This window comes from Cyanobium sp. ATX-6F1 (assembly GCF_047395825.1).
Lineage (GTDB): Bacteria > Cyanobacteriota > Cyanobacteriia > PCC-6307 > Cyanobiaceae > ATX-6F1.
Map to the genome: position 1 here is coordinate 1,310,937 of NZ_JBCEBF010000001.1, position 19,929 is coordinate 1,330,865.

The window sequence follows — 19,929 nt, forward strand, 5'->3', positions numbered from 1 at the left end:
CAGGTCGGCAGAAGTGTTGATGTGGTCGCGCCGGACACCTTCTTCGTCAACGGTCCGGGGGCCTCCCTGGTCGGTACACCTCCCGTCACGGCCAACGTGGTGGCCCAGAAGGTGCGAATCGTCCCTGAACCGCTCTATCCCTTGGTCGCTCCGGGCCTCAACTTCGCTGACGCCGGCGACGCTTCGGTCACCATCTCCCCCAGCCAGATCGCGGCGATCACCAACACCGGCACCGCCCTGGTGCTCCAGGCCAGCAACGACATCCTGCTGCGTCCGCTCTCCGATCTCACCTTCAATAATCCGCGGGGCAATGGCGGCGACCTCACGCTCCAGGCTGGTCGCAACATTGCTCTCAATTCCAGCATCAGCACCGACAACGGCAATCTCACCCTGATCGCCAACGACCCTGGCGCCATTCCCGGTGTGCGCGAACCCGGTGACGGAGGGATCGTTCAGCGCACTGGCACCAGCCTCAATGCCGGCACCGGCACGGTCACCCTCGCCGTTCGCCCCTCCACCGCCACGGCCACCGCAGGCACCATCGCCCTCTCCCAGGTCAGCGCCGGTGCCATCGACATCAGTGCCGTCAACCTCTCGCTCTCGGGGACCACCTTGAGCGCCAACGGCTCCCCGACGGCCGCCGGGTCGCTGTCGGTGACCAGCACAGGAGTGTTGTCCGTGGCCAACAGCACCTTCAATGCCAGCAGCCCCACGGGCGATGGCGGCAGCATCACCCTTGATGGCACGGTGTTGCAGATCGGTGGCAGCACCTTCAATGCCTTCGGCACGGGCTCCGGGAATGGCGGCACCATCGCCCTGGGCGCCCTCTCCACCCCATTCGTGCCCACATCCCTCTCCCTGACCAGTTCCCTGCTCGATGCCCGTGGTGGCACCGCTGTCTTGCCTTTGCCCCTCAGCAATGGCGGCACGATCACGGTGGACGGTGGGGCCATCGCCTTGGCCGGCGCAACGCTGAACACCTCCGGTGGCGCCACTGGCGGCACGATCGCCATTGGCATGGCGGCCACGAACAATCCCACCAGCGTCTCGATCGTGAACTCCAACTTGATCGCCGACCCGGCAGCCACGGGCGGATCGATCGCCGTTGGCGGGACGACGATCTTCACGTCCGGCAGCCTCTACAACGTATTTGGTGCCAGCGGAGGTTTCCTGGCCCTCGGCTCGCCCCTGACCAATGCCCTGATCTTCGGCGCCGGCACCAGCGTGCTCGGAGGTGGCAGCGGCAGCTTCCACCTACCAGGGCACCACGATTTATGACCCCCAGTTCGCCCCCTATTCCGGTGGCACGTTGCGGATCATCGGCACGATCTTCTCCCCTGCCGTCCCCACGACTCCAACCACTCCCACCTCTCCAACGGCGCCGATTTCCCCCACGGCCGGGGCGGCCGGGCTGTTGGCTAGCCCCCTGGCCACCAGCTCTCCTCTGTCGGGTCTGACGTCCGCTCTGATCGCCTCCAGCCTGCTCAACACCAATTTCAATCTGTTGCTAGTAACCGGTCTGAACGGCACCACCAACCAGTCGGCCGGCACATCCTTACCACCTGTGGCCACCGGGCTGTTCAGCAGCGCCGATCCCAGCCTGTTCGCAGGGCTTCCTTTGCAGCTCACCCTCGATCAGAGTTCCCTCCTGTACGTGGATGGTTATCTCGATCCGGTGCTGGATCCGTCGCTCCTGGGCCTCGATGCCTTGGATCTGCAGAAGCGCGCCGCCAGCTCGGCGGGTCAAACAGGCAGCGAGGCGACGGGTGACCTCAGCGTCGATGAGCAGCTCAAGCTCCCCGGCCTTGGCCAGGGCGGCAACCCCGCCGATCGGGACGATCGTGACCGGGTCTCGGTCACGGATCTGGATCCCTCTCAAGCCGAGGCCCTGTTCCTCAAGGGCGAACAGGCGGCCGAGAGCAACGCCACCATCAAGCTGGGAGTTGAGCCTGAACCCGATAAAGAGGCCATCAACGTGTTGCAGCTGCAGCAGTGGCTGCGTCAGGTGGTGCCGTACGTCCAGCAACGGCTCCAGTCGGGGCGCTGACGCTATGGCACCCCTGATTCGGCCACTCATTTCCCTGGTTCTGCTGGCCTTGGTGGCTCCCAATGGCCCCGCCCGTTCGGCCACGCCCGTGGCGGTACCGGTCCCAGACGGCCCGGCCAAGACCGTCCTGGCACCGGCGGTCTACCGGCCGGGGATTCTGCGTCTGGCCTTCTCCAGCGCCCCACAAGCGGTCAACCCCCAGGAGAAGGCCCCACCGGGCGCCTCCACAAACGAGGGCTTCATCGATCTCAGCTTCGTTCCTCCCGAGGGCCCGGTGATCGGCAAGCGGGTGCAGCTGAACGTGAAGCAGTTCGCCGAGCTCCTCAAGGGCCTCTACGTGCGCCTGGCCCGGTTCGAATCCCTGGATGTGGGCAACCCAGCCTCACCCTCCCGGCGACTGCACGCCCTGTTGATCGCGCCGATCGAGCCTGAGCTGAAACAGCGGGGGATCACCACCCTGCTGATCTCGGTGGATGCCGGCCTCCAGGCTCTCCCCTGGCAGCTCTCCACGACGGCAAGGCTTATTTCGGCCAGACCTACGCCTTTTCCATCACCCCGTCCCTGGGGCTGATGGTCAAGGATGTGCCCCTCGCCCAACCGGATAAGCGGGTGTTGAGTGCGGGTGCCTCGGTGTTCGAGGGGCTCTCCCCGTTGCCCTTGGTGCCCAAGGAACTGGCCAATACCTCGGCGCCCGGGCGCACGGATCTCTTCCTCAATCGGGCCTTCACCCCCGATGTGGTGCTGGTGAAGGCGGGCGATTCCCAGTACCAGCGCGTGCACGTGGCCACCCATGCCGAATTCCTGCCCGGGGGCCGGACAAGTCGATGATCTTCTCAGGGACGGGCCCAGTCTCCCTGGCGCGCTTTGCCGCCCTGCGGCAGCGACGCCAGGGGGTACCGCTGGATCTGTTCTCCCTGAGCGCCTGCCGTACGGCGCTTGGCAATTCAGATTCGGAGCTGGGCTTTTCCGGCCTGGCGTTGCAGTCGGGCTCCCGCAGCGCCCTGGGCACCCTCTGGTACGTGGATGATGTGGCTGCCGCCGCCTTCTTCATTCAGTTCTACCGGCATCTGGATCGCGGTCTGCCCAAGGCAGAAGCCCTCCAGCGCACGCGTTCGGCCTTCATCGATGGCCAGGTGCGCCTGCAGGGGGATCAGTTGCTGGGACCGGGCCCTCAGCCCCTGCTGACGGATCTCACCCTCGCCGAGCAACGCCGGGTCAGCCGTGGTCTGCAGCATCCCTTTTATTGGGCGGGAATCGAGCTGCTGGGAACGCCCTGGTGAGTGGCGAGTTCGGTGGGCCAACTTAAGGTTGGATCTAGCTGATCAGGCGGTTCGCCCATGACCGACACGGCCTTCTCCCGCCCCGCAGCTGCTCCGAGCGGGCCGTCGGATCAGACCCTGGTGGAGATCCTGAACATCGCCACCGCCCTCAGCGGTGCCGGCGATCTGCGCACCCTGTTGCACCTGATCCTGACCAAATCCCGCCAGCTCACGGGCAGTGATGCCGGCAGCATCTTTTTGGTGGAGCGCGTGGATCAGCGCAAGGATCCTGGTGGTGTGGACAAGCTCTGGTTCGCGGTTTCCCAGAACGCCAGCCTGGCGAGCCGATCGAGGCTGGCTGGTCAGCAGGATGACATCCATGAGGAGCTCTCCGATCTGCGTTTCCCGCTCACCTCCGAGCGCTTGGTGGGCTGGAGTGCCCTCACCGGCGAGGTGCTCAACATCCCCGACGTCTATCAGCTCGATCCAGCCCTGCCTTACCGCTTCGACAGCACCGTCGACAAGGAACTGGGTTACCGGGCCGTGTCGATGCTCACCGTGCCGATGCGCTCCACCTCAGGCGAAACGGTGGGGGTGATGCAGCTGATCAACCGCAAGATTGACCCCGCCACCGTGATCAGCGCTGAAACGGCCCAGACGCTGGTGCGTCCGTTCGATGCCTTTGATCAGAGCCTGATTGAGGCCCTGGCCTCTCAGGCGGCGGTTTGCGTCGAGCGCACCCAGTTGCTGGAGGCCCAGCGGCAGCTGATCGATTCGATGATCACCCTGCTGGCGGGGGCCATCGATGCCAAGAGCCCCTACACCGGCGGCCACTGCGCCCGGGTGCCGGAATTGGCGCTGATGCTGGCCCGAGAGGCCGAAGAGACCACGGCGGGCCCCCTGGCTGAGTTCTCGCTCGGCGGAGAGGAGGACTGGCGTGAGTTCCGCATCGGCGCCTGGCTGCACGACTGCGGCAAGATCACCACCCCTGAATACGTGGTCGACAAGGCCACCAAACTTGAAACCAACTACAACCGCATCCACGAAATCCGCACCCGTTTCGAGGTGCTGCTGCGGGATGCCCGCATTGTCTGGTTTGAAGGGGTGATCAACGGAGCGGATCGCGAACAGCTGGACAAGGCCTACAAGCAGCGGGAGGCAGAGCTCAAGGACCAGTTCACCTTCGTGGCTGAGTGCAACCTCGGGGGTGAGTTCCTGGGCCCTGAGCTGGTGGAGCGCCTGCATGCCATCGGTGCCCAGAGCTGGCAGCGCCATTTCGACAGTTCCCTGGGCCTGGCCTGGGAGGAGCTTTCACGCCACACCCAACTGCTTCAGACGCTGCCCGCGGAGGAGTCCCTGCTGGCGGATAAGTCGTGTCACATCATCCCCCGCGAGGACAGCCAGATCCCTGACGCCCGCTACGGCTTCAAGATGGAGGTTCCCGAGCACCTCTACAACCTCGGGGAACTGCACAACCTCTCGGTCTCCCGCGGCACCCTCACCGACGAGGAGCGCTACAAGATCAACGAGCACATCGTGCAGACGATCATCATGCTCGAGGCTCTGCCGTTCCCCGCCAATCTCTCGCGGGTGGCGGAGTATGCGGGTACCCACCACGAGACCCTCGACGGCAAGGGCTACCCGCGCAAGCTCACGGGCGAGCAGCTTTCGGTGCCGTCGCGGATCATGGCGATCGCCGACATCTTCGAGGCGCTCACGGCATCCGATCGCCCCTACAAGAAGGCCAAGTCGTTGTCGGAATGCCTCAAGATCCTGGCCGGCTTCCGCGACCGCCAGCACATTGACGCCGACCTGTTCGAGCTGTTCCTGCGCTCCGGCATCTACCAGAACTATGCCGATCTCTTCCTGCTGCCTGAGCAGATCGACGAGGTGGATGTGGAGATATTCCTGCGCCCAGCTGCCAAGGGCGGTAGTTGAGCGCTGATCGGGGATCCCCAACGTGAGTGAACTGACTTCGGGGCAGGCCGGACCTGGGCAGGCGCAGCCTGCAGACCAGGGGATTGCAGCGGCGATCAATCGAGCCTTGGACGCCTTGGCCAAAGGAGAGGTGGCGCAGGCACGAACCCTGCTGGAGGAGGCCATCACGCTCGATCCAAGCCATCCGGCCCCCCGCCACAACCAGGCGGAACTGGAGTTCCGCACGGGCCAGATCGATCGAGCCCAGGCCCTGTTCGAGCAGCTTGTCAACGGTTGGCCGAGTTTTCTGCCCGCCTACCCCTCCTTTCTGGCCCTGCTGGAGCAACGCCAGGCCAGTGGGGTGGCGGCCTCAGCTGAGTTGCGGCCGGTGCTGCTGAACAACTTCGGCAATGCCCTGCTGGCTGCTGGCCAGATCGGGGCGGCTGAAGGGGCCTACCGCCAGGCCCTCGGCCTGCGGCCGGATTACGCCAACGCCCTCGCGAACCTCTCCAATGCCCTGCGCCTGTTGGGACGGTTGTCGGAGGCGGAGCTGGCGGCCCGTGGGGCTCTGGCGTTGCAGGCAGGCCATGCCGGTGCCTGGGTGAACCTGGGCTGCGCCCTCGAGGAATTGGCCTTCCACGCCGAAGCCGAGGCCTGCCATCGCCGCGCCCTGGAGCTCCAGGGCGACCAGCCGGAGGCCCTGCACAACCTGGGCAGCGGCCAGCTGATGCGGGACCTCTACCGCTCCGACCTCAGTGAGGCCGAGTTGCTGGAGCGCCACCGCGCCTGGGGGAGGCCCTGATGGCCAGGAAGGCCCCTGGGGTTGTCAGCCCAGCGCCCCAGGATCAGACCCGGCCCCCCAGCCCCAGCGGCAAGCCACGACTGGGGTTCCTCTCCAGCGACCTGCGCCGCCATGCGGTGAGCACCTTTCTGGAGCCGTTGCTGGAGCACCTGGACCGGGAGCGCTACGAGGTGGTCTGTTTCGCCAGCCAGCAAGAGAACGATGAAGTGAGCGAGCGGCTGCGGCGGTTGCCCCTGGAGTGGCACCCCTGCCATCACCTCGATGACGGCGACTTGGCCAGCTTGATCCGCAGCGAAGGCATCGATCTGCTCGTCGAGCTCAATGGCCACACCCGTGGCACCCGTTTGGGGGCGCTGGCCACACGGCCGGCAACGGTCCAGGTCTCCTGGCTCGGTTACCCCTTCCGCACCGGGCTGCCCACGATTGACTACCGCCTCAGCGATGCCTGGGTGGAGGCTGGCTCGGGTCAGGATTGGCAGGATCCAGATCAGGGCAAATCTGAGCGTGCGGTGCTGATGGACCGCTGCCAGTTCGTCTACCGCCCGGCGTGCGAAGCCCCGGAGGTTTCCCCGTTGCCGGCCCTGGAGGCGCCGGGGATCACGTTTGGATCCCGCAGCAACCTCAACAAGCTCAGCCGTGAGGTCGTTGCCCTCTGGAGCCGCTTGCTGCTCAGCTGCCTGGGCAGCCGCCTGCTGTTGCAGTACAGCCAGCTGGAGGATCCCTTTGGCGCGGCCGCATCCTGGGGGCGTTCTCCGCCCATGGGGTGCCGGCAGAGCGGCTGGCGCTGCTCCCACGCAACCCCAACCATGGGCACATGGGGGCTTACCACGCCATCGACATCGCCCTCGATCCCTTCCCCTACAACGGTGTGACCACCACCTGCGATGCCCTCTGGATGGGTGTGCCCGTTGTGGCACTGCGTGGCCAGCTGCCCCAGGCGCGCGGCGGTGTGAGCCTGCTGGAGGCCCTGGGCCGTCCCGAGTGGATTGCCGATGATCCGGAGGCTTACCTGGCGATTGCCCTGAAGCTCGCGGCGGATCCCGTGGGGCTCAGCGCCGAGCGCAAGGGTCTGCGAGCCCTTATGGAAGCGTCGCCCCTGCGGCAGGAGGCGGACCATGCCCGGGCGTTCGAGCGTTGTGTGGAGCGCATGCTCGCAGGGCCAGCCGGTAGAGATCAGCCGGGAGGGAAAGGGGCGCGTCAGCGGGTGCCCCGGCCGCGCAACGTTCGCTCAGGTCAAGCCTGAGGTCCGTCAGGGTGTCAAGGGTGGGCCCCAGGGCCCGCTGCAGGCTGTCATCGACGGCCACCCGCAGCCCATCCGCCGTTGGTTGCGTGGGATCGCCCCCGGGCAGCCAGCTGTGGCGGGCCCAGAACGATTCGAGGCTCCTCAGCTCCTCCAATCGCGCGATCATCTGGTGTTGCCAGTTGTACCAGGGAGCCATGCCGTCGGCGATCGTGCGGCGGCCCATCGCCGCCTTGCGCGCCAGCCGCCCGCGGCTGAGCAGGGGCAGGTGGGCGCACCTCAGGTGCTGGCGGTGGGCGAACAGGCTCTGGGCGCGGATGGATGGGCGCAGTTCGTGGGCGCCGGCCGCGAGCCAGGCCGAGGCGGTGTTGCGGAAGATCACCTTGCCACCGAACGGCAGGCGGAAATAGTTGAACGAACCCGCGATGATCGCTTCCACCAGACGTGGATCCAGCGAGGGTGAGAAGGGTTGATCCGGCAGGGAGCGCACCTGAAGAACGCGGTAGTGATTGAGGTTGGTCTCATCAAAATCCGACGTGGAAAGCCAGTTTTCCACCTGGTAATGCAGGGCGTTGATGGTGTCGGGCAGGCTTTCAATCAGCTCCCGTAGCCCTGACGGAGCGATCAGAATTTCATCGGCATCAAAGGGGTAGAACCACTCGGGAGCGGAGGCCTGGGCCACCTCCACCAGGGCGTTCATGAACGCCTCTTCGATGAAAGCTTCCTCCTCGAAGCGCACCACATGGATTCGTGCACCCAACGGCGACGCCTGCAAGGCCGCCAGGCCAGTGGCGGTGCCATCGCTGCTGCCGTGGTCGAGCACATAGGCCACATCAACGTGGTGCTGGAGGGCGTACACCAGCGCCACCGCCGCCAGGGGCCACTCGTTTTTGACCTTCAGCAGGCCAATGATGCGCGGCGCTGGGGAGATGGCTTGAAACCGTTAGGGGGCAAGGATAGGTGCGCCATTGGGCACGACGATGAAGCCATGTTTAGTAGCGAGGGCTACGGATTAGCTGCTGCAGTGATGCAGCACTTAGCAGATTCTCAGTGATCAATTATGGATCAACCGCTAAAAAAGCTGATTGGGCTTTAGCTTCTGGAGCTAGTCGCGAACGGCCCCACCCATGGCGCTGCGTCATGCCATCGGTCTTTGGGCGCTAATCCTGGCTGGAGCGCCTGCCATGGCGGGCGAAGTGAGCGCCAGCGGCGGCGCCCTGGGCCTGGGCACCGCGGTGAACGGCCAGCTGGGCGGCAGCTGCGCATCGGGCCTCTGCCAGGTGGGCGGCGGCACGGCGGCGGGCCGTAACCTTTTTCACCGCTTTTCCGCCTTCGACACGCGCGGCGGCATCACGGGGGTGAATTTCTCCACCGGCGGCGCCCAAAACGTGTTCGTTGGGGTGACGAGCCCCCTGGGCAGCTTCATCGACAAACTTGTCTCGTTCTCTAGCCCCGGCAACCTGTTCTGGCTCTCCCCGGGCGGCATCGCCATCAGCGGCGCCGGCGGTTTCGCCAACATCCAGCAGCTGAACCTGAGCACCGCCACCGGCTGGCGCGTGGGCAACGGTGTATTCGATGCGGCGGGCACCACAGCCGGCCAGGCGGCCCTGCTCAGCGGCACACCGGGCCTAGGGGCGGCTGGTGCCCTCACCGATCCGGCCAGCCTGGCGGCGCTCGGCCTGCAGAAGAACGGCGATCTGAGCCTTTCAGACGGCCTGCTCACCGTCGATCAGAGCCTGCTGCTCGATGCCCAGGGCGGCAACGTGCTGCTGCAGGCGGCCGGGATCCAGGCGCCCGGGGCCCAGGTGGCGATCACCGGGGCCTCGGTTTCACTGCAATCCAGCACGGTGGATGTGAGCGGCTCCAGCGGCGGCGGCACGGTGCGCCTGGGCGGTGGCCTGCTGGGAGCCGATCCCACGATCACCAACGCCCAACGCACGAGCGTGGATGGGGCCAGCGCGGTCCGCGCCGATGCCACGGCCCAGGGTTCGGGCGGCACCGTGGTGGTCTACGGCACCGACAGCATCAAGGTGGAAGGCGCCCTCTCGGCCCGCGGGGGCCCCCAGGGCGGCGATGGCGGCCTGGTGGAAACCTCCAGCCGCGGCGAGCTGGTGGTGAACCAGGCGCCGGACGCTTCCGCCCCGAAGGGCCAAGGCGGCACGTGGCTGATCGATCCCAACAACGTCACGATCCAGGCAACGGGGCCCGACAGCAACGTCACCGCCCCGCCGGCCGTGATCACCACCGGCGACAGCGCGGTGCTCACCACCAGCACCCTTGAGACCGCGCTCAATGCCGGCACCAACGTGAGTGTGGTGACCAGCGCCGGCGGCACCCAGGCGGGCGACATCACCGTGGCCTCACCGATCAGCAAAACGGCGGGGGTAACGCCACGCTCACGCTCACGGCCTACAACAACATCAACCTCAACGCGAACATCAGCAGCAGCGTTGGACAGCTGAATCTCACGCTCAACCCCGACAGTGATGCCAGTGGCGGTGGGACCACCAGCCTGGCTACTGGTGCCACCCTCGCCCTCAATGGCGGCACGGCGGCCTTCAACGGCAGCACTTCCTTGGCGGGCACGATCAGCGGCAGCACGATCACCGGGTCAGAGATTGCCTCAAGTAACGCAACGCTGAGCAACATCACGTTCGGCTCGAATCTGTCGACCACAGGGGGGTTGAATCTTTCTGGAACGATCGGGCTGGCCAATGGAATCACGTTGAACAAAGGCATCAGCAGCGACTGGTATGCAGCCCCGGGCACGCAGTTAACGACTGGCGGGACTGCTGTGATCAACAGCAGCGGCGGTAACATCATTGCGGGCAATGGCGGTCCTGGAACGTTCGGAATCGGCAGCGGCGTGACGCTGCAGGGCTATGGCACGTTGACGACCAACTCATCGGCAACGCTGAACAACCAGGGCACGATTCGTGCCTCCACGGCTGGGCAGGTGTTCTCGATTAAACCAACGACGCTGAACAACACGGGTACCATTGCTACCACCTTGGGAAGTATCGGGATCTTCCCCACCAATCCCTTCTCCAATGCTGGTGTTCTAGAGATCGGCCCGAACACCAGCATCAGCGCGAAAAGCTTCCACCAATGCGGCGGGCGGCATCATCCGCGGCGGTTTAGGTCTGGCGCAGGGGAGCCTCTTACTCCAAGGCGATAGTACTTCTCCTTCTGCTACTCTCACCAACCTCGGCACCATCAGCCCCGGAGGCGATGGCGTCGCGGGCTGGCTGACCCTGTCTGGGGGCGACCTTGTCCTGGGCAGCACCTCAGTCCTTAATCTCGAAATTGGCGGGCCCATTAATGGCAGCCAATTCGACTGGATAACAGTTAGTGGCAACGTGAGCCTCGGTGGCACGATCAACACCCAACTTATCAATGGTTTTAGCCCAAGCCTTGGCCAGAGCTTCGATGTGATCTCAAACGACCCATTAACGGTCACAGGCAGCTTTGCTACCTCGAATCTGCCCTCGGGGTTCAACGGCGCGATCGTGGGCAGCGTCTACCGCCTCACCAACTCAGGTCTGAGCTGTCTTGGCATTTGCTGGGATGGCGGTGACGGCACCACCGCCTGGGAAAACCCGGCGAATTGGACAAGTGATCAGTTGCCCACCACCAGCGATGTGGCCTACCTGAACCTGGTGGCTGGTGTCGATGTGACCCTCTCCAGCAGCCAGAGCATCAAGGGGTTGAACAGCAACGCCGGCAACAACCTCACGATCAATCCTGGTGGCACGTTGACGCTGAATGATCCAGGAACAAGCTCGCTATTGGATGGTGGGCTGACCATCAGTGGTGGCACGTTGACCACCAAAGGAGCCTTAACACTGAACGGATCCTCGGTGTGGGCCGGCGGCACCCTTGATGGAACGGGAACGCTGACGGTGTCTCCAGCGGCCAAATTGGTGGTGAACGGCGGCGGCACCTATGGCTTGAGCCAACTGACGAATCAGGGGATAGTGCAATGGACGAGCGGCAATGTTGATTTTAGTGCAAATGGAGTGATCACTAACTCACTTTTGTTCGACGTGCAGACCGATAGCATCTGGGGCAACAAAGGCTTGTTCGCGATTGAGTTCAATAACCTGAACGGAATACTGCGCAAGAGTGCTGGTACGGGTACTGCGACCTTGGGAGCAGGGGGCAATCGAGTGAATCTGACGAACCGCGGATCAGTGGAGGTGAGCGCGGGAACGCTGGCGATCAGCCCTGCGTCGGCAATGCAGAACAATGGCATAATCGAAATTGCATCGGGAGCAACTTTCCAGGTTGCTTCAGGAGGCCTCACCAACAACGGCATTCTTTCGGGCTTTGGCACCATTGATGTGGGCGCCGGCAATACGCTCACCAACCTCTTGTTCATCTACCCCGGCAGCGCTAGCACTAGTACTGCGGGAACCCTGAGTCTCATCGGCGACCTAGCTCTGGGCGGGGCCTCCGTGCTCAACCTCGACCTGGGCGGTGCCACACCCGGTAGCCAATACGACCGGCTAGCGGTTTCGGGCAACGTGAGCCTTGGTGGCACGATCAACACCCAGCTGATCAATGCCTACGCCCCTAGCCCCGGTCAAAGCTTCGATGTGATCACATCCGGCGGAACGGCCACCGGCAGCTTTGCCAGCTCGAATCTGCCTTCGGGTGTCAACGGGGCGATCGTGGGCAGCGTCTACCGCCTCACCAACTCCGGCCTGAGCTGCCTGGGCGTCTGCTGGGATGGCGGTGGCGGCACCACCGGCTGGGAAACCCTGGCGAATTGGACAAGCGATAAGTTGCCCACCACCACCGATGTGGCCTACCTGAATCTGGTAGCTGGTGTCGATGTGACCCTCTCCAGCAGCCAGAGCATCAAGGGGTTGAACAGCATCTCCGGCAACAGCCTCACGATCAATTCCGGGGGGCGTTGACGCTGAACGATCCAGGAACGGCCTCCAACCTTGCTGGCAATCTCACGGTCAGTGGCACCCTGAACATTCAATCGCCCCTCAGCGCATCGTCGTTGGCCCTCAGTGGCGGAGCGTTGGCCGGCAGCGGCAGCCTCACGGTTTCTAATGCCTTCTCGCGTACGGGCGGAACTACGGGCACCACCCTCACCGGGGTCACGCTCAACCAGGCCAGCGGTGATCTCAGCCCGGGCGCCTGGACCGTTAATGGACCGGTGTCGTTTACGGCGGCGGCAGGAAACCTGCTCGTCGATGGACCCGTGACGGCCACCACCCTGCTGGGCCGCGGTGCCACAGGGCTGACGCTGCAGCCCGGTGTCGTGCTGAACGCCACGGCAAGCACGGGGAGTGCCTTGGTGCTCGATGCCGGCACGGGCGCCTTCACCAACCTGGCCGGCGCCGGGGCGCTAGCGGTGGCACCAGGGGCGCGCTGGTTGGTCTATTCCGCCAGCCCCCTCACCGACAACCGCGGCGGCTTGAGCTATGCCTTCAAGCAATACGGCATCACTTACGGCAGCGCGAGCCCTGTATTGGGCGCCGGCAATGGCTTCCTCTACAGCGCCACGCCAACGGTCACGGCCAGCCTCACCGGCAGCATCAGCAAGACCTACGACGGCACCGTGGCCGCCCCGATCGCCGCTGGCAACTATCTCGTCAGTGGCGCGATCGATGGCGACACCGTACAGGTGAACAATTCCACGCTCGGCACGTACACAACGGCCGGGACCGGGGGGCGTGGTGCGAAGGATGTTGGCAGTGGAAAGGATGTCTCCGTTTCTGGGGTGACGATTTCCGGCGCCAGCGAGGGTGCGGTTGCGGTGTATGGCTACCAGTTGGCCAGCTCAACAGCGAGCGGTACCGCCCTGGGCACGATCAATCCGCTCGCGCTCGCCGGTGCCGCGATTGCGCCCTCCAGTTCCATCTACGGCGCGGCCCTCAGCCCCGGTGCAGTCAGCTTCTCCAATCTCTTCTCCGGCGATCTCGTCGGTTCTGCCACCTCCGTCAATACCTCAACCCTCAGCACCGGCGGCACCCCCATCGTTGGTACCTACACCCAAACGGCCAGCGCCACCCTCAGCGGTAGCGATGCGGCGAACTACAGCTTCTCAGGCTTCACATCAACTCCCAACTACACGATCAATCCCCTCAGCCTCTCGGTCACGGGCGTTACCCCCCTCAGCAAGACCTACGACGGCACCACTCAGGCCACCCTCAACAATACCGCCGCCGCCGTGTCAGGCCTCTTAGGCACCGACGGTGTGACGCTTAACGGCCTAACCGCAACCGGTCAATTCGCCGATCCCAACGCCGGCCTGGCCAAGCCCGTTGCCGTCTCCGGCTTCGTGATCAGTGGCCCCGATGCGGCCAATTACACCCTTCTTCAGCCGGGCGGCCTGACCGCCGACATCACCATCCGCCCCCTCGGCACCTGGAGCGCCTCCACCCCTGGCAACTGGAGCGATGCGGCCAACTGGGATGTCCTGCCCAGTGGCTCTAACGTGGCCGTCGTGGTGATCCCCGTGGGTAGCGGCGCCCTCACTTACGACGCCGCCGCCGGTAGCACCAACCTGCAGAGCCTCATCATCGACCAGAGCCTCAGCATCACCGGTGGTTCCCTGGCGGTGAGCGGTGCGACATCCGTGGCCAGCGGCGCCAGCTTGAGTCTCAGTGGTGGCAATTTTTCGACCACCTCCCTGAGCAACCAGGGGCTGGTGAACGGCAGCAGTCCGCTCGTGGTGAATGGCTCCTACACCGAGAGCGGCGGCAGTCTCGGTAGCGGTTTCTCCAGCGTTGCGATCACCCAGGCCAGCGGCGACCTCAACCTCAGCAGCGTGGGATCCACGGGCCCGGTGAGCCTGACCAGCAGCGCTGGCGCCCTCAACCTCAGCGGCGCTGTGAGCTCAGCCGGTGGGCCCATCAACCTGATCGCCACCGGCGCCACGGATCTTTCCTCCACCGCGTCGCTCATCAGCCCCGGCGCTCTGATCTCCGTGAGCAGCGGCGGTCCGCTGAGCCTGAACGGCGCTCGCATCGATGCCAGCGGAGCCAGTGCCGCCGGCACGGTGCAGCTCGATGGCAGCAGCATCACCCTCACCAACGCCACGGTGAACACTTCTGGTGCCAGCGAAGGTGGTTCGATTCAGCTGGGCCTGAAATCCCTGCCCAGTAGCGTTACGCTCACCAACTCCAGCCTGGTGGCGGATCCCCCTGGTCTTGGCGGTTCCATCTCCATCGACGGCCTTGCCATCGCCTTGGTTGGCTCCACCTTGAACGTGGTGGGCTTGAGCGGCGGTTCCATCCTGCTGGGTTCTGCCAATACCGCCACCTTGAGCCTCGATGCTGCCACCTCTCTCGTGGGCGGTGGTGATGGCACCTTCAGCCTGTTCGGCGGTTCGATTCTCAACAACGCCAGCATCATCGGTGGCCGGTTGTTTTTGAATGGGGTGGGATTGGGCGCTGTGAGTGTGTTGCCTAATCTGCCCTTGAGCGCTGTTTTGTCCCCCATCGTCGCGCTGCCCTCTGAGGTGGCGTTCCAGCTCAGCGTCGATCTCGGTCAGAGCTCTCCGCTCTCCAGCGTTGATTACACGGCGCCGGGTTCGTTGCTGGTCGCCCAGTGGGAGCAGCTGGGGATCGATCCGCTTTCTATCACCCTCACGGAATCGGCCTTCCTCTATGCCAATTTCTTATTGAATGAAGGTCTTTCAACCAGTGGTCTGTGGACGTTCGATCCATCCGTGCAGCAGCTCACCCCCTCACAGGTGGAAGAGCAGTTCACCGCTTCCGAGCAGCGAGCGATGGAAGCAACGGCGGCGAAACTAGGTCTTGACCCCACTGACGGCCTATTGGCGCCTACTCCTGCTCAATTGCAGGCGAGCCTGCAGAAGGTGATCAAAGCTGTGCGCGGGCGGATCCGAGGAGGTCAGCCATGATCCGGCCAGCACGTCATTGGCCGAGCCGTTACCTGGTGGCCTCGCTGCCGTTGTTCCTCGGTCTCCCTGTAACGACACCAGTTGCCTTGGCGGCTCCGCCAGCCGCCGCTGTGCAGCTGGCGCGCGCTTCCGATGGTGCTTCCCCCTTCAATCCGGCCCTCTACAACCCGGCGATCCTGCGCATCGGCTTCAGCGAAGCCAAGGGCAAGTCCGCCAATCCCGAGGCCGATTCCTTCCTCGACATCACCTTGGTGCCACCCGATGGGGATGTGCATGGTGCCCGCAGTGAGGTTTCGCTCAAGAGCTTCAACGAGCTGCTGCGCAAGCTCTATGGCCAACTGGCGAGTCAATCGCCGCTGGATGTCAACGATCCGAACTCACCGGCTCGGCAGCTGTATTCGATTCTGATCCAGCCGATTGCCGCGCAGCTGCAAAAGCACAAGATCACCACGCTGCTGATCTCCGCCGATGCGGGGCTGCAGGCTGTGCCGTTCGCGGCCCTCCACGACGGCCAGAGCTACCTGGGTGAGCGCTACGGCCTCGGCATGACGCCGGCCCTGGGGCTCACCAAGCTGGCAGTGCTGCCCGAGAAAGCCCAACCACAACTGCTGGCGGCCGGGGCCTCCGAGTTCGTGGGCCTCAATGCCCTGCCTCTGGTGCCCCAGGAGCTCGACCGGGTGGGCAAGGGCAGGGCGAACCAGAGCTTCCTCAACAGGAGCTTTACGCCCCAAGTGCTGCTCCAGAAGGCGGGCGATCCACTGATCGATCGGGTGCACATCGCCACCCACGCCGAATTCCTGCCCGGCGGGCCAGCGGCGGCTCGCCTGTACTCAGGCACCGGTCCGATGTCCCTGCGTCAGTTATCCCAGCTGCGCCAACGCCGCGGTGAGGGTCAGCTGGATGTGTTCAGCCTCAGCGCCTGCCGCACCGCCCTCGGTGATGCCGACAGCGAACTGGGTTTCGCGGGGTTGGCGCTCCAGGCGGGCTCCCGCAGTGCGATCGGCAGCCTCTGGTACATCGACGATGTGGCCACTTCGGCGCTGTTCGTGCAGTTCTACCGCTACCTGGACCAGGGCCTTCCCAAGGCCGAGGCGCTGCAATTCACCCGGCGCGCCATGGCGAACGGCCGGATGCGGCTCGTGGGCGACCAGGTGATCGGGGCCGGGGGCGATGTGCTCCTCTCCAAACTGACCACGTCCCAGCAACGTCGCATCAGCACAGGTCTGCAGCACCCCTTCTTCTGGGCGGGCATCCAGTTGCTGGGAACGCCTTGGTGATTAGCGATTCTGGCCGTCCTTCCCCTTGCCCTGGGGATGGCTGATCCTGCGTTTATCCAGATGAGATATTCGGCATTGCACAACGCCTGAGTAGACCTGAGCGGCTGTCGGACAAGACCCTGGTGGAGATCATGAACAACGTGCTGGAACTCCACACCCAGCCCTCGCGCAGCGATCAGAACTACATCGGCATCGAAGCGATAGAGCCAGTCAGGTGCGGAGGCCAGCGGCGGTGCCATCGCTGCTGCCGTGGTCGAGCACATAGGCCACATCAACGTGGTGCTGGAGGGCGTGCACCAGGGCCACCGCCGCCAGGGGCCACTCGTTTTTGACCTTCAGCAGGCCAATGATGCGCGGCGCTGGGGAGATGGCTTGAAACCGTTAGGGGGCAAGGATAGGTGCGCCGTTGGGCAAGTCGATGAAGTCATGTTTAGTAGCGAGGGCTACGGATTAGCTGCTGCAGTGATGCAGCACTTAGCAGATTCTCAGTGATCGATCAAGGATCAACCGCCAAAAGGTCTGACATAGGCCTTAGTTTCTTGAAACGGACTCGAATGGCCCCATCCATCGCGCTGCGTCATGCCATCGGCCTTTGGGCTCTGATCCTGGCGGGGGGTCCTGTCGTCGCCGGCGAAGTGAGCGCCACCGGCGGCGCCCTGGGCCTGGGCACCGCGGTGAACGGCCAGCTGGGCGGCAGCTGCGGCTTAGGCCTGTGCCAGGTGGGCGGTGGCACGGCAGCAGGCCGCAACCTCTTCCATCGCTTTTCCGCCTTCGACACGCGCGGCGGCATCACGGGGGTGAATTTCTCCACCGGCGGCGCCCAAAACGTGTTCGTTGGGGTGACGAGCCCCCTGGGCAGCTTCATCGACAAACTTGTCTCGTTCTCGAGCCCCGGCAACCTGTTCTGGCTCTCCCCGGGCGGCATCGCCATCAGCGGCGCCGGCGGTTTCGCCAACATCCAGCAGCTGAACCTGAGCACCGCCACGGGCTGGCGGGTGGGCAATGGTGTGTTCGATGCGGCGGGCACCACAGCCGGTCAGGCGGCCCTGTTGAGCGGAGCGCCTGTGAGCGGCCTTGCCGGTGCGGTGAACGATCCGGCAACTCTTGCGGCCCTGGGGATCCAGAAGAACGGCGATCTCAGCATCGCCGGCGGTCTGCTGACGGTGGATCAGGGCCTGCTGCTGGATGCCCAGGGGGGCAACGTGCTGCTGCAGGCGGCGAGGCTGCAGGCGAAGGGCGGGTCGGTGGAGATCCAGGGCCAGTCCGTTCGGCAGGACGCACCGATCGAATCCAGCGGCACGAGCGGTGGCTCGGTGACGATCAACGCGGCGGGCGCTCTCACCAACGGCGCACCGATCCAGGCCAACGGGTCCAGTGCTGGCGGCACCATCAACCTGCAGGCCGGCACCAGCCTCACGAGTTCGTCCGCGATCACCGCCACGGGTACGGGGCCAATGGCCAAGGGCGGCACGATCGAGCTCACGGCCCCCAGCGTGACCCTTGCGGCGGCCCAAGTGGATGCCAGCGGCGCCGGCGGCGGCGGTGTGATCAGGGTGGGCGGCGGGGTTCAGGGCAGCCCCCTCAGCCTGGGGGGCGCCAACGCCATCAACACCATGGTGGACAGCAGCAGCAGCTTGAAGGCCGATACCACCCAGGCGGGCAACGGCGGCCAGGTGGTGGTGTGGGCTGAGAGGGCCACCCTGGTGGATGGGGCGATCAGCGCCCGCGGCGGCCCGGCGGGCGGTGATGGCGGCTTCGTGGAAACCTCAGGCCGCGAGCAATTGGCGGTCAGTCGGGCGCCGGATGCCTCGGCCCCTTTGGGCAAGGGAGGCACCTGGCTGCTGGATCCCAACAACCTCACGGTGAATGCCAGCGGGCCCGACAGCAATGTCAGCGGCTTCCCCAACGCAACCACCACAGGCGACAGCGCCGTCATCGCCGCCTCCACAATCAATGCAGCCTTGAACGCGGGCACCAGCGTGAGCCTGGCCACCAGTGCCGGTGGTGCCCAGGCGGGTGACATCACGGTCTCCGCCCCGATCAGCAAAACGGCCGGCGGCGCTGCCTCCCTCAGCCTGAGCGCCCACAACAACATCAACCTCAATGCCAACATTTCCTCATTAGCGGGTGCATTGAACCTGAATTTGGTTGCCAATTCGGACAACGTCGGCGGTGGATCCGTACAGAGGCAGACTTCTGGTACCTTCATCGACTTGAACGGCGGTAACTTGAACCTTGCTGGCAATGGCGACTTCACGCTAATTGACGACTTTCGGAATCTTCGGTTTGACAAAAGTGGAACAGGTTCCTACCTGGCGCCCTTCTTCGTTCGGTTGACCGGCGTGACGATTGGCACCGACATGACCTTCAGTAACGAAGTGGGAATCGTCAACGATCTGCTGCTGGCCAATGGTGTGACGGTGAACAAAGAAGCGAACATCTGGCGCTTTGGAACCACCGGTCTGCGCACCCTGGGGCTGGCCCCAGGGGCCACCAGCGCCACCGTCATCAGCAGCGGGGGCTTCATTCTTGCCGGCCAGGGGGTCATCGGCCAGACCCTGACGATCGGCCCTGGCGTGACGCTGCAGAGCTCCGGCGCAGGCACCACGCAGCTGAGAGACAGCACCGCCAGCACCATCATCAACAACGGCACAATCGCTTCCACCACTGGTGGCACCTGGTCGATTTTGCCCGCCGGGTTCATCAACAACGGTGCGGTGACAGCCAACAACGGCACGGTGTCGATCAGTTCGACGAGTTGGAGCAATGGGAGCACGGGTGTCTTCAATGTTGGCCCTTCGGGCACATTGAATCTGGGCGGTACGTTCACCAATGCCAACCCAGGTGCCTCCAATCGCACCGGGGGTTCGGTCTTCATTCCCGGCACCTTCGACCTGGCGGGTGCCACGTTGGATGTGGGCTCGGCGGGCCTGTTCGGCAGCGGTGGGCTGACGCAGCTCAGCGGCACGCTTTTAGGCGGCACGCTGATCAACACCGATACCACCCCTGTGCTGACCTCGGGCTTAGGCACGCTCAATGGGATGACGATCGGCTCCAACGTGGGCATCAACGGTACGTTGCGCATCGCCAACGATCTGCTGCTGACTAATGGCGTGACAGTGAACAAGGGAGCGAATAATTGGAACTTCGTCACCACAGGAGTTCGTACCCTCGGCCTGGCTCCAGGCGCCAGCAGCGCCACGGTCAGCAGCAGTGGTGGCGCCATCTTCGCCGGGTCGGGGGTCAGCGGCCAGACCCTGACGATCGGCCCTGGCGTGACGCTGCAAAGTTCCGGCGCAGGCACCACGACGCTGACCAACAGCTCTGCGGCCCCAATCATCAACAACGGCACAATCGCTTCCACCACCGGCGGCACCTGGTCCATTACGCCCACCAGCTTCCACCAACGGCGCCACAGGAACACTCGTTGTTTCAGCGGGCTCCACGCTCGCTACCGCTAACAACTCCTTCTCCAGCGATGGCGCGATCCAGGGCAGCG

15 protein-coding genes and 1 pseudogene are annotated in these 19,929 nt (G+C 64.6%); 15 read left to right on the forward strand and 1 reads right to left on the reverse strand.

Annotated features, from left to right (window positions below; genetic code table 11):
• Positions 1-21 precede the first annotated feature (21 nt).
• The 9 genes from AAF143_RS07715 to AAF143_RS07755 are packed head-to-tail and all read left to right on the forward strand — an operon-like array spanning position 22 to position 7,268.
• Positions 22-1,278 (forward strand): beta strand repeat-containing protein, encoded by a 1,257-nt coding sequence (locus AAF143_RS07715; protein ID WP_414026727.1) that lies wholly within the window; start codon positions 22-24, stop codon positions 1,276-1,278.
• Positions 1,235-2,047: a hypothetical protein gene (locus tag AAF143_RS07720; protein WP_414026728.1), complete on the forward strand. Its 813-nt coding sequence runs from the start codon at positions 1,235-1,237 to the stop codon at positions 2,045-2,047. The genes AAF143_RS07715 and AAF143_RS07720 overlap by 44 nt, the downstream gene beginning before the upstream one ends.
• 4 nt (positions 2,048-2,051) lie before the next feature.
• Positions 2,052-2,618, forward strand: a complete 567-nt coding sequence (locus AAF143_RS07725) for a CHAT domain-containing protein (protein WP_414026729.1) — start codon at positions 2,052-2,054, stop codon at positions 2,616-2,618.
• Entirely contained in the window at positions 2,597-2,875 is a 279-nt protein-coding gene (locus AAF143_RS07730) for a hypothetical protein (RefSeq protein WP_414026908.1), read from the forward strand. Before AAF143_RS07725 ends, AAF143_RS07730 begins: the two co-directional genes overlap by 22 nt.
• On the forward strand, positions 2,872-3,327 hold the full coding sequence (locus AAF143_RS07735; RefSeq protein ID WP_414026730.1) for a CHAT domain-containing protein: 456 nt from the start codon (positions 2,872-2,874) through the stop codon (positions 3,325-3,327). The genes AAF143_RS07730 and AAF143_RS07735 overlap by 4 nt, the downstream gene beginning before the upstream one ends.
• Before the next feature lie 57 nt (positions 3,328-3,384).
• On the forward strand, positions 3,385-5,244 hold the full coding sequence (locus AAF143_RS07740; protein ID WP_255007972.1) for an HD family phosphohydrolase: 1,860 nt from the start codon (positions 3,385-3,387) through the stop codon (positions 5,242-5,244).
• 22 nt (positions 5,245-5,266) lie between these two features.
• Positions 5,267-6,025 (forward strand): tetratricopeptide repeat protein, encoded by a 759-nt coding sequence (locus tag AAF143_RS07745; RefSeq protein ID WP_414026731.1) that lies wholly within the window; start codon positions 5,267-5,269, stop codon positions 6,023-6,025.
• Entirely contained in the window at positions 6,025-6,897 is an 873-nt protein-coding gene (locus AAF143_RS07750; protein ID WP_414026732.1) for a hypothetical protein, read from the forward strand. The genes AAF143_RS07745 and AAF143_RS07750 overlap by 1 nt, the downstream gene beginning before the upstream one ends.
• Positions 6,789-7,268, forward strand: coding sequence for a hypothetical protein (locus AAF143_RS07755; protein ID WP_414026733.1), 480 nt, complete (start codon positions 6,789-6,791; stop codon positions 7,266-7,268). Before AAF143_RS07750 ends, AAF143_RS07755 begins: the two co-directional genes overlap by 109 nt.
• Before the next feature lie 619 nt (positions 7,269-7,887).
• Here the strand turns inward: AAF143_RS07755 and AAF143_RS07760 are convergent.
• Positions 7,888-8,196 (reverse strand): annotated as a pseudogene (locus tag AAF143_RS07760) (glycosyltransferase family 2 protein); the annotation flags it as partial.
• Positions 8,197-8,449: 253 nt separating this feature from the next.
• Here AAF143_RS07760 and AAF143_RS07765 point away from each other — a divergent pair.
• The 6 genes from AAF143_RS07765 to AAF143_RS07790 all read left to right on the forward strand — a co-directional run bounded on the left by AAF143_RS07765 (position 8,450) and on the right by AAF143_RS07790 (position 19,891).
• On the forward strand, positions 8,450-9,727 hold the full coding sequence (locus tag AAF143_RS07765; RefSeq protein WP_414026734.1) for a hypothetical protein: 1,278 nt from the start codon (positions 8,450-8,452) through the stop codon (positions 9,725-9,727).
• Positions 9,728-9,840: 113 nt separating this feature from the next.
• Positions 9,841-10,443: a hypothetical protein gene (locus tag AAF143_RS07770; RefSeq protein WP_414026735.1), complete on the forward strand. Its 603-nt coding sequence runs from the start codon at positions 9,841-9,843 to the stop codon at positions 10,441-10,443.
• 496 nt (positions 10,444-10,939) lie between these two features.
• Positions 10,940-12,187 (forward strand): hypothetical protein, encoded by a 1,248-nt coding sequence (locus tag AAF143_RS07775; RefSeq protein WP_414026736.1) that lies wholly within the window; start codon positions 10,940-10,942, stop codon positions 12,185-12,187.
• Positions 12,184-15,153 carry a beta strand repeat-containing protein gene (locus tag AAF143_RS07780; RefSeq protein ID WP_414026737.1) on the forward strand — a complete coding sequence of 990 codons (2,970 nt, stop codon included), beginning with the start codon at positions 12,184-12,186 and terminating at the stop codon, positions 15,151-15,153. The genes AAF143_RS07775 and AAF143_RS07780 overlap by 4 nt, the downstream gene beginning before the upstream one ends.
• A 35-nt stretch (positions 15,154-15,188) precedes the next feature.
• On the forward strand, positions 15,189-16,430 hold the full coding sequence (locus tag AAF143_RS07785) for a CHAT domain-containing protein (RefSeq protein WP_414026738.1): 1,242 nt from the start codon (positions 15,189-15,191) through the stop codon (positions 16,428-16,430).
• A gap of 554 nt (positions 16,431-16,984) precedes the next feature.
• Positions 16,985-19,891, forward strand: a complete 2,907-nt coding sequence (locus AAF143_RS07790) for a beta strand repeat-containing protein (protein ID WP_414026739.1) — start codon at positions 16,985-16,987, stop codon at positions 19,889-19,891.
• The last annotated feature ends 38 nt before the right edge of the window (positions 19,892-19,929 follow it).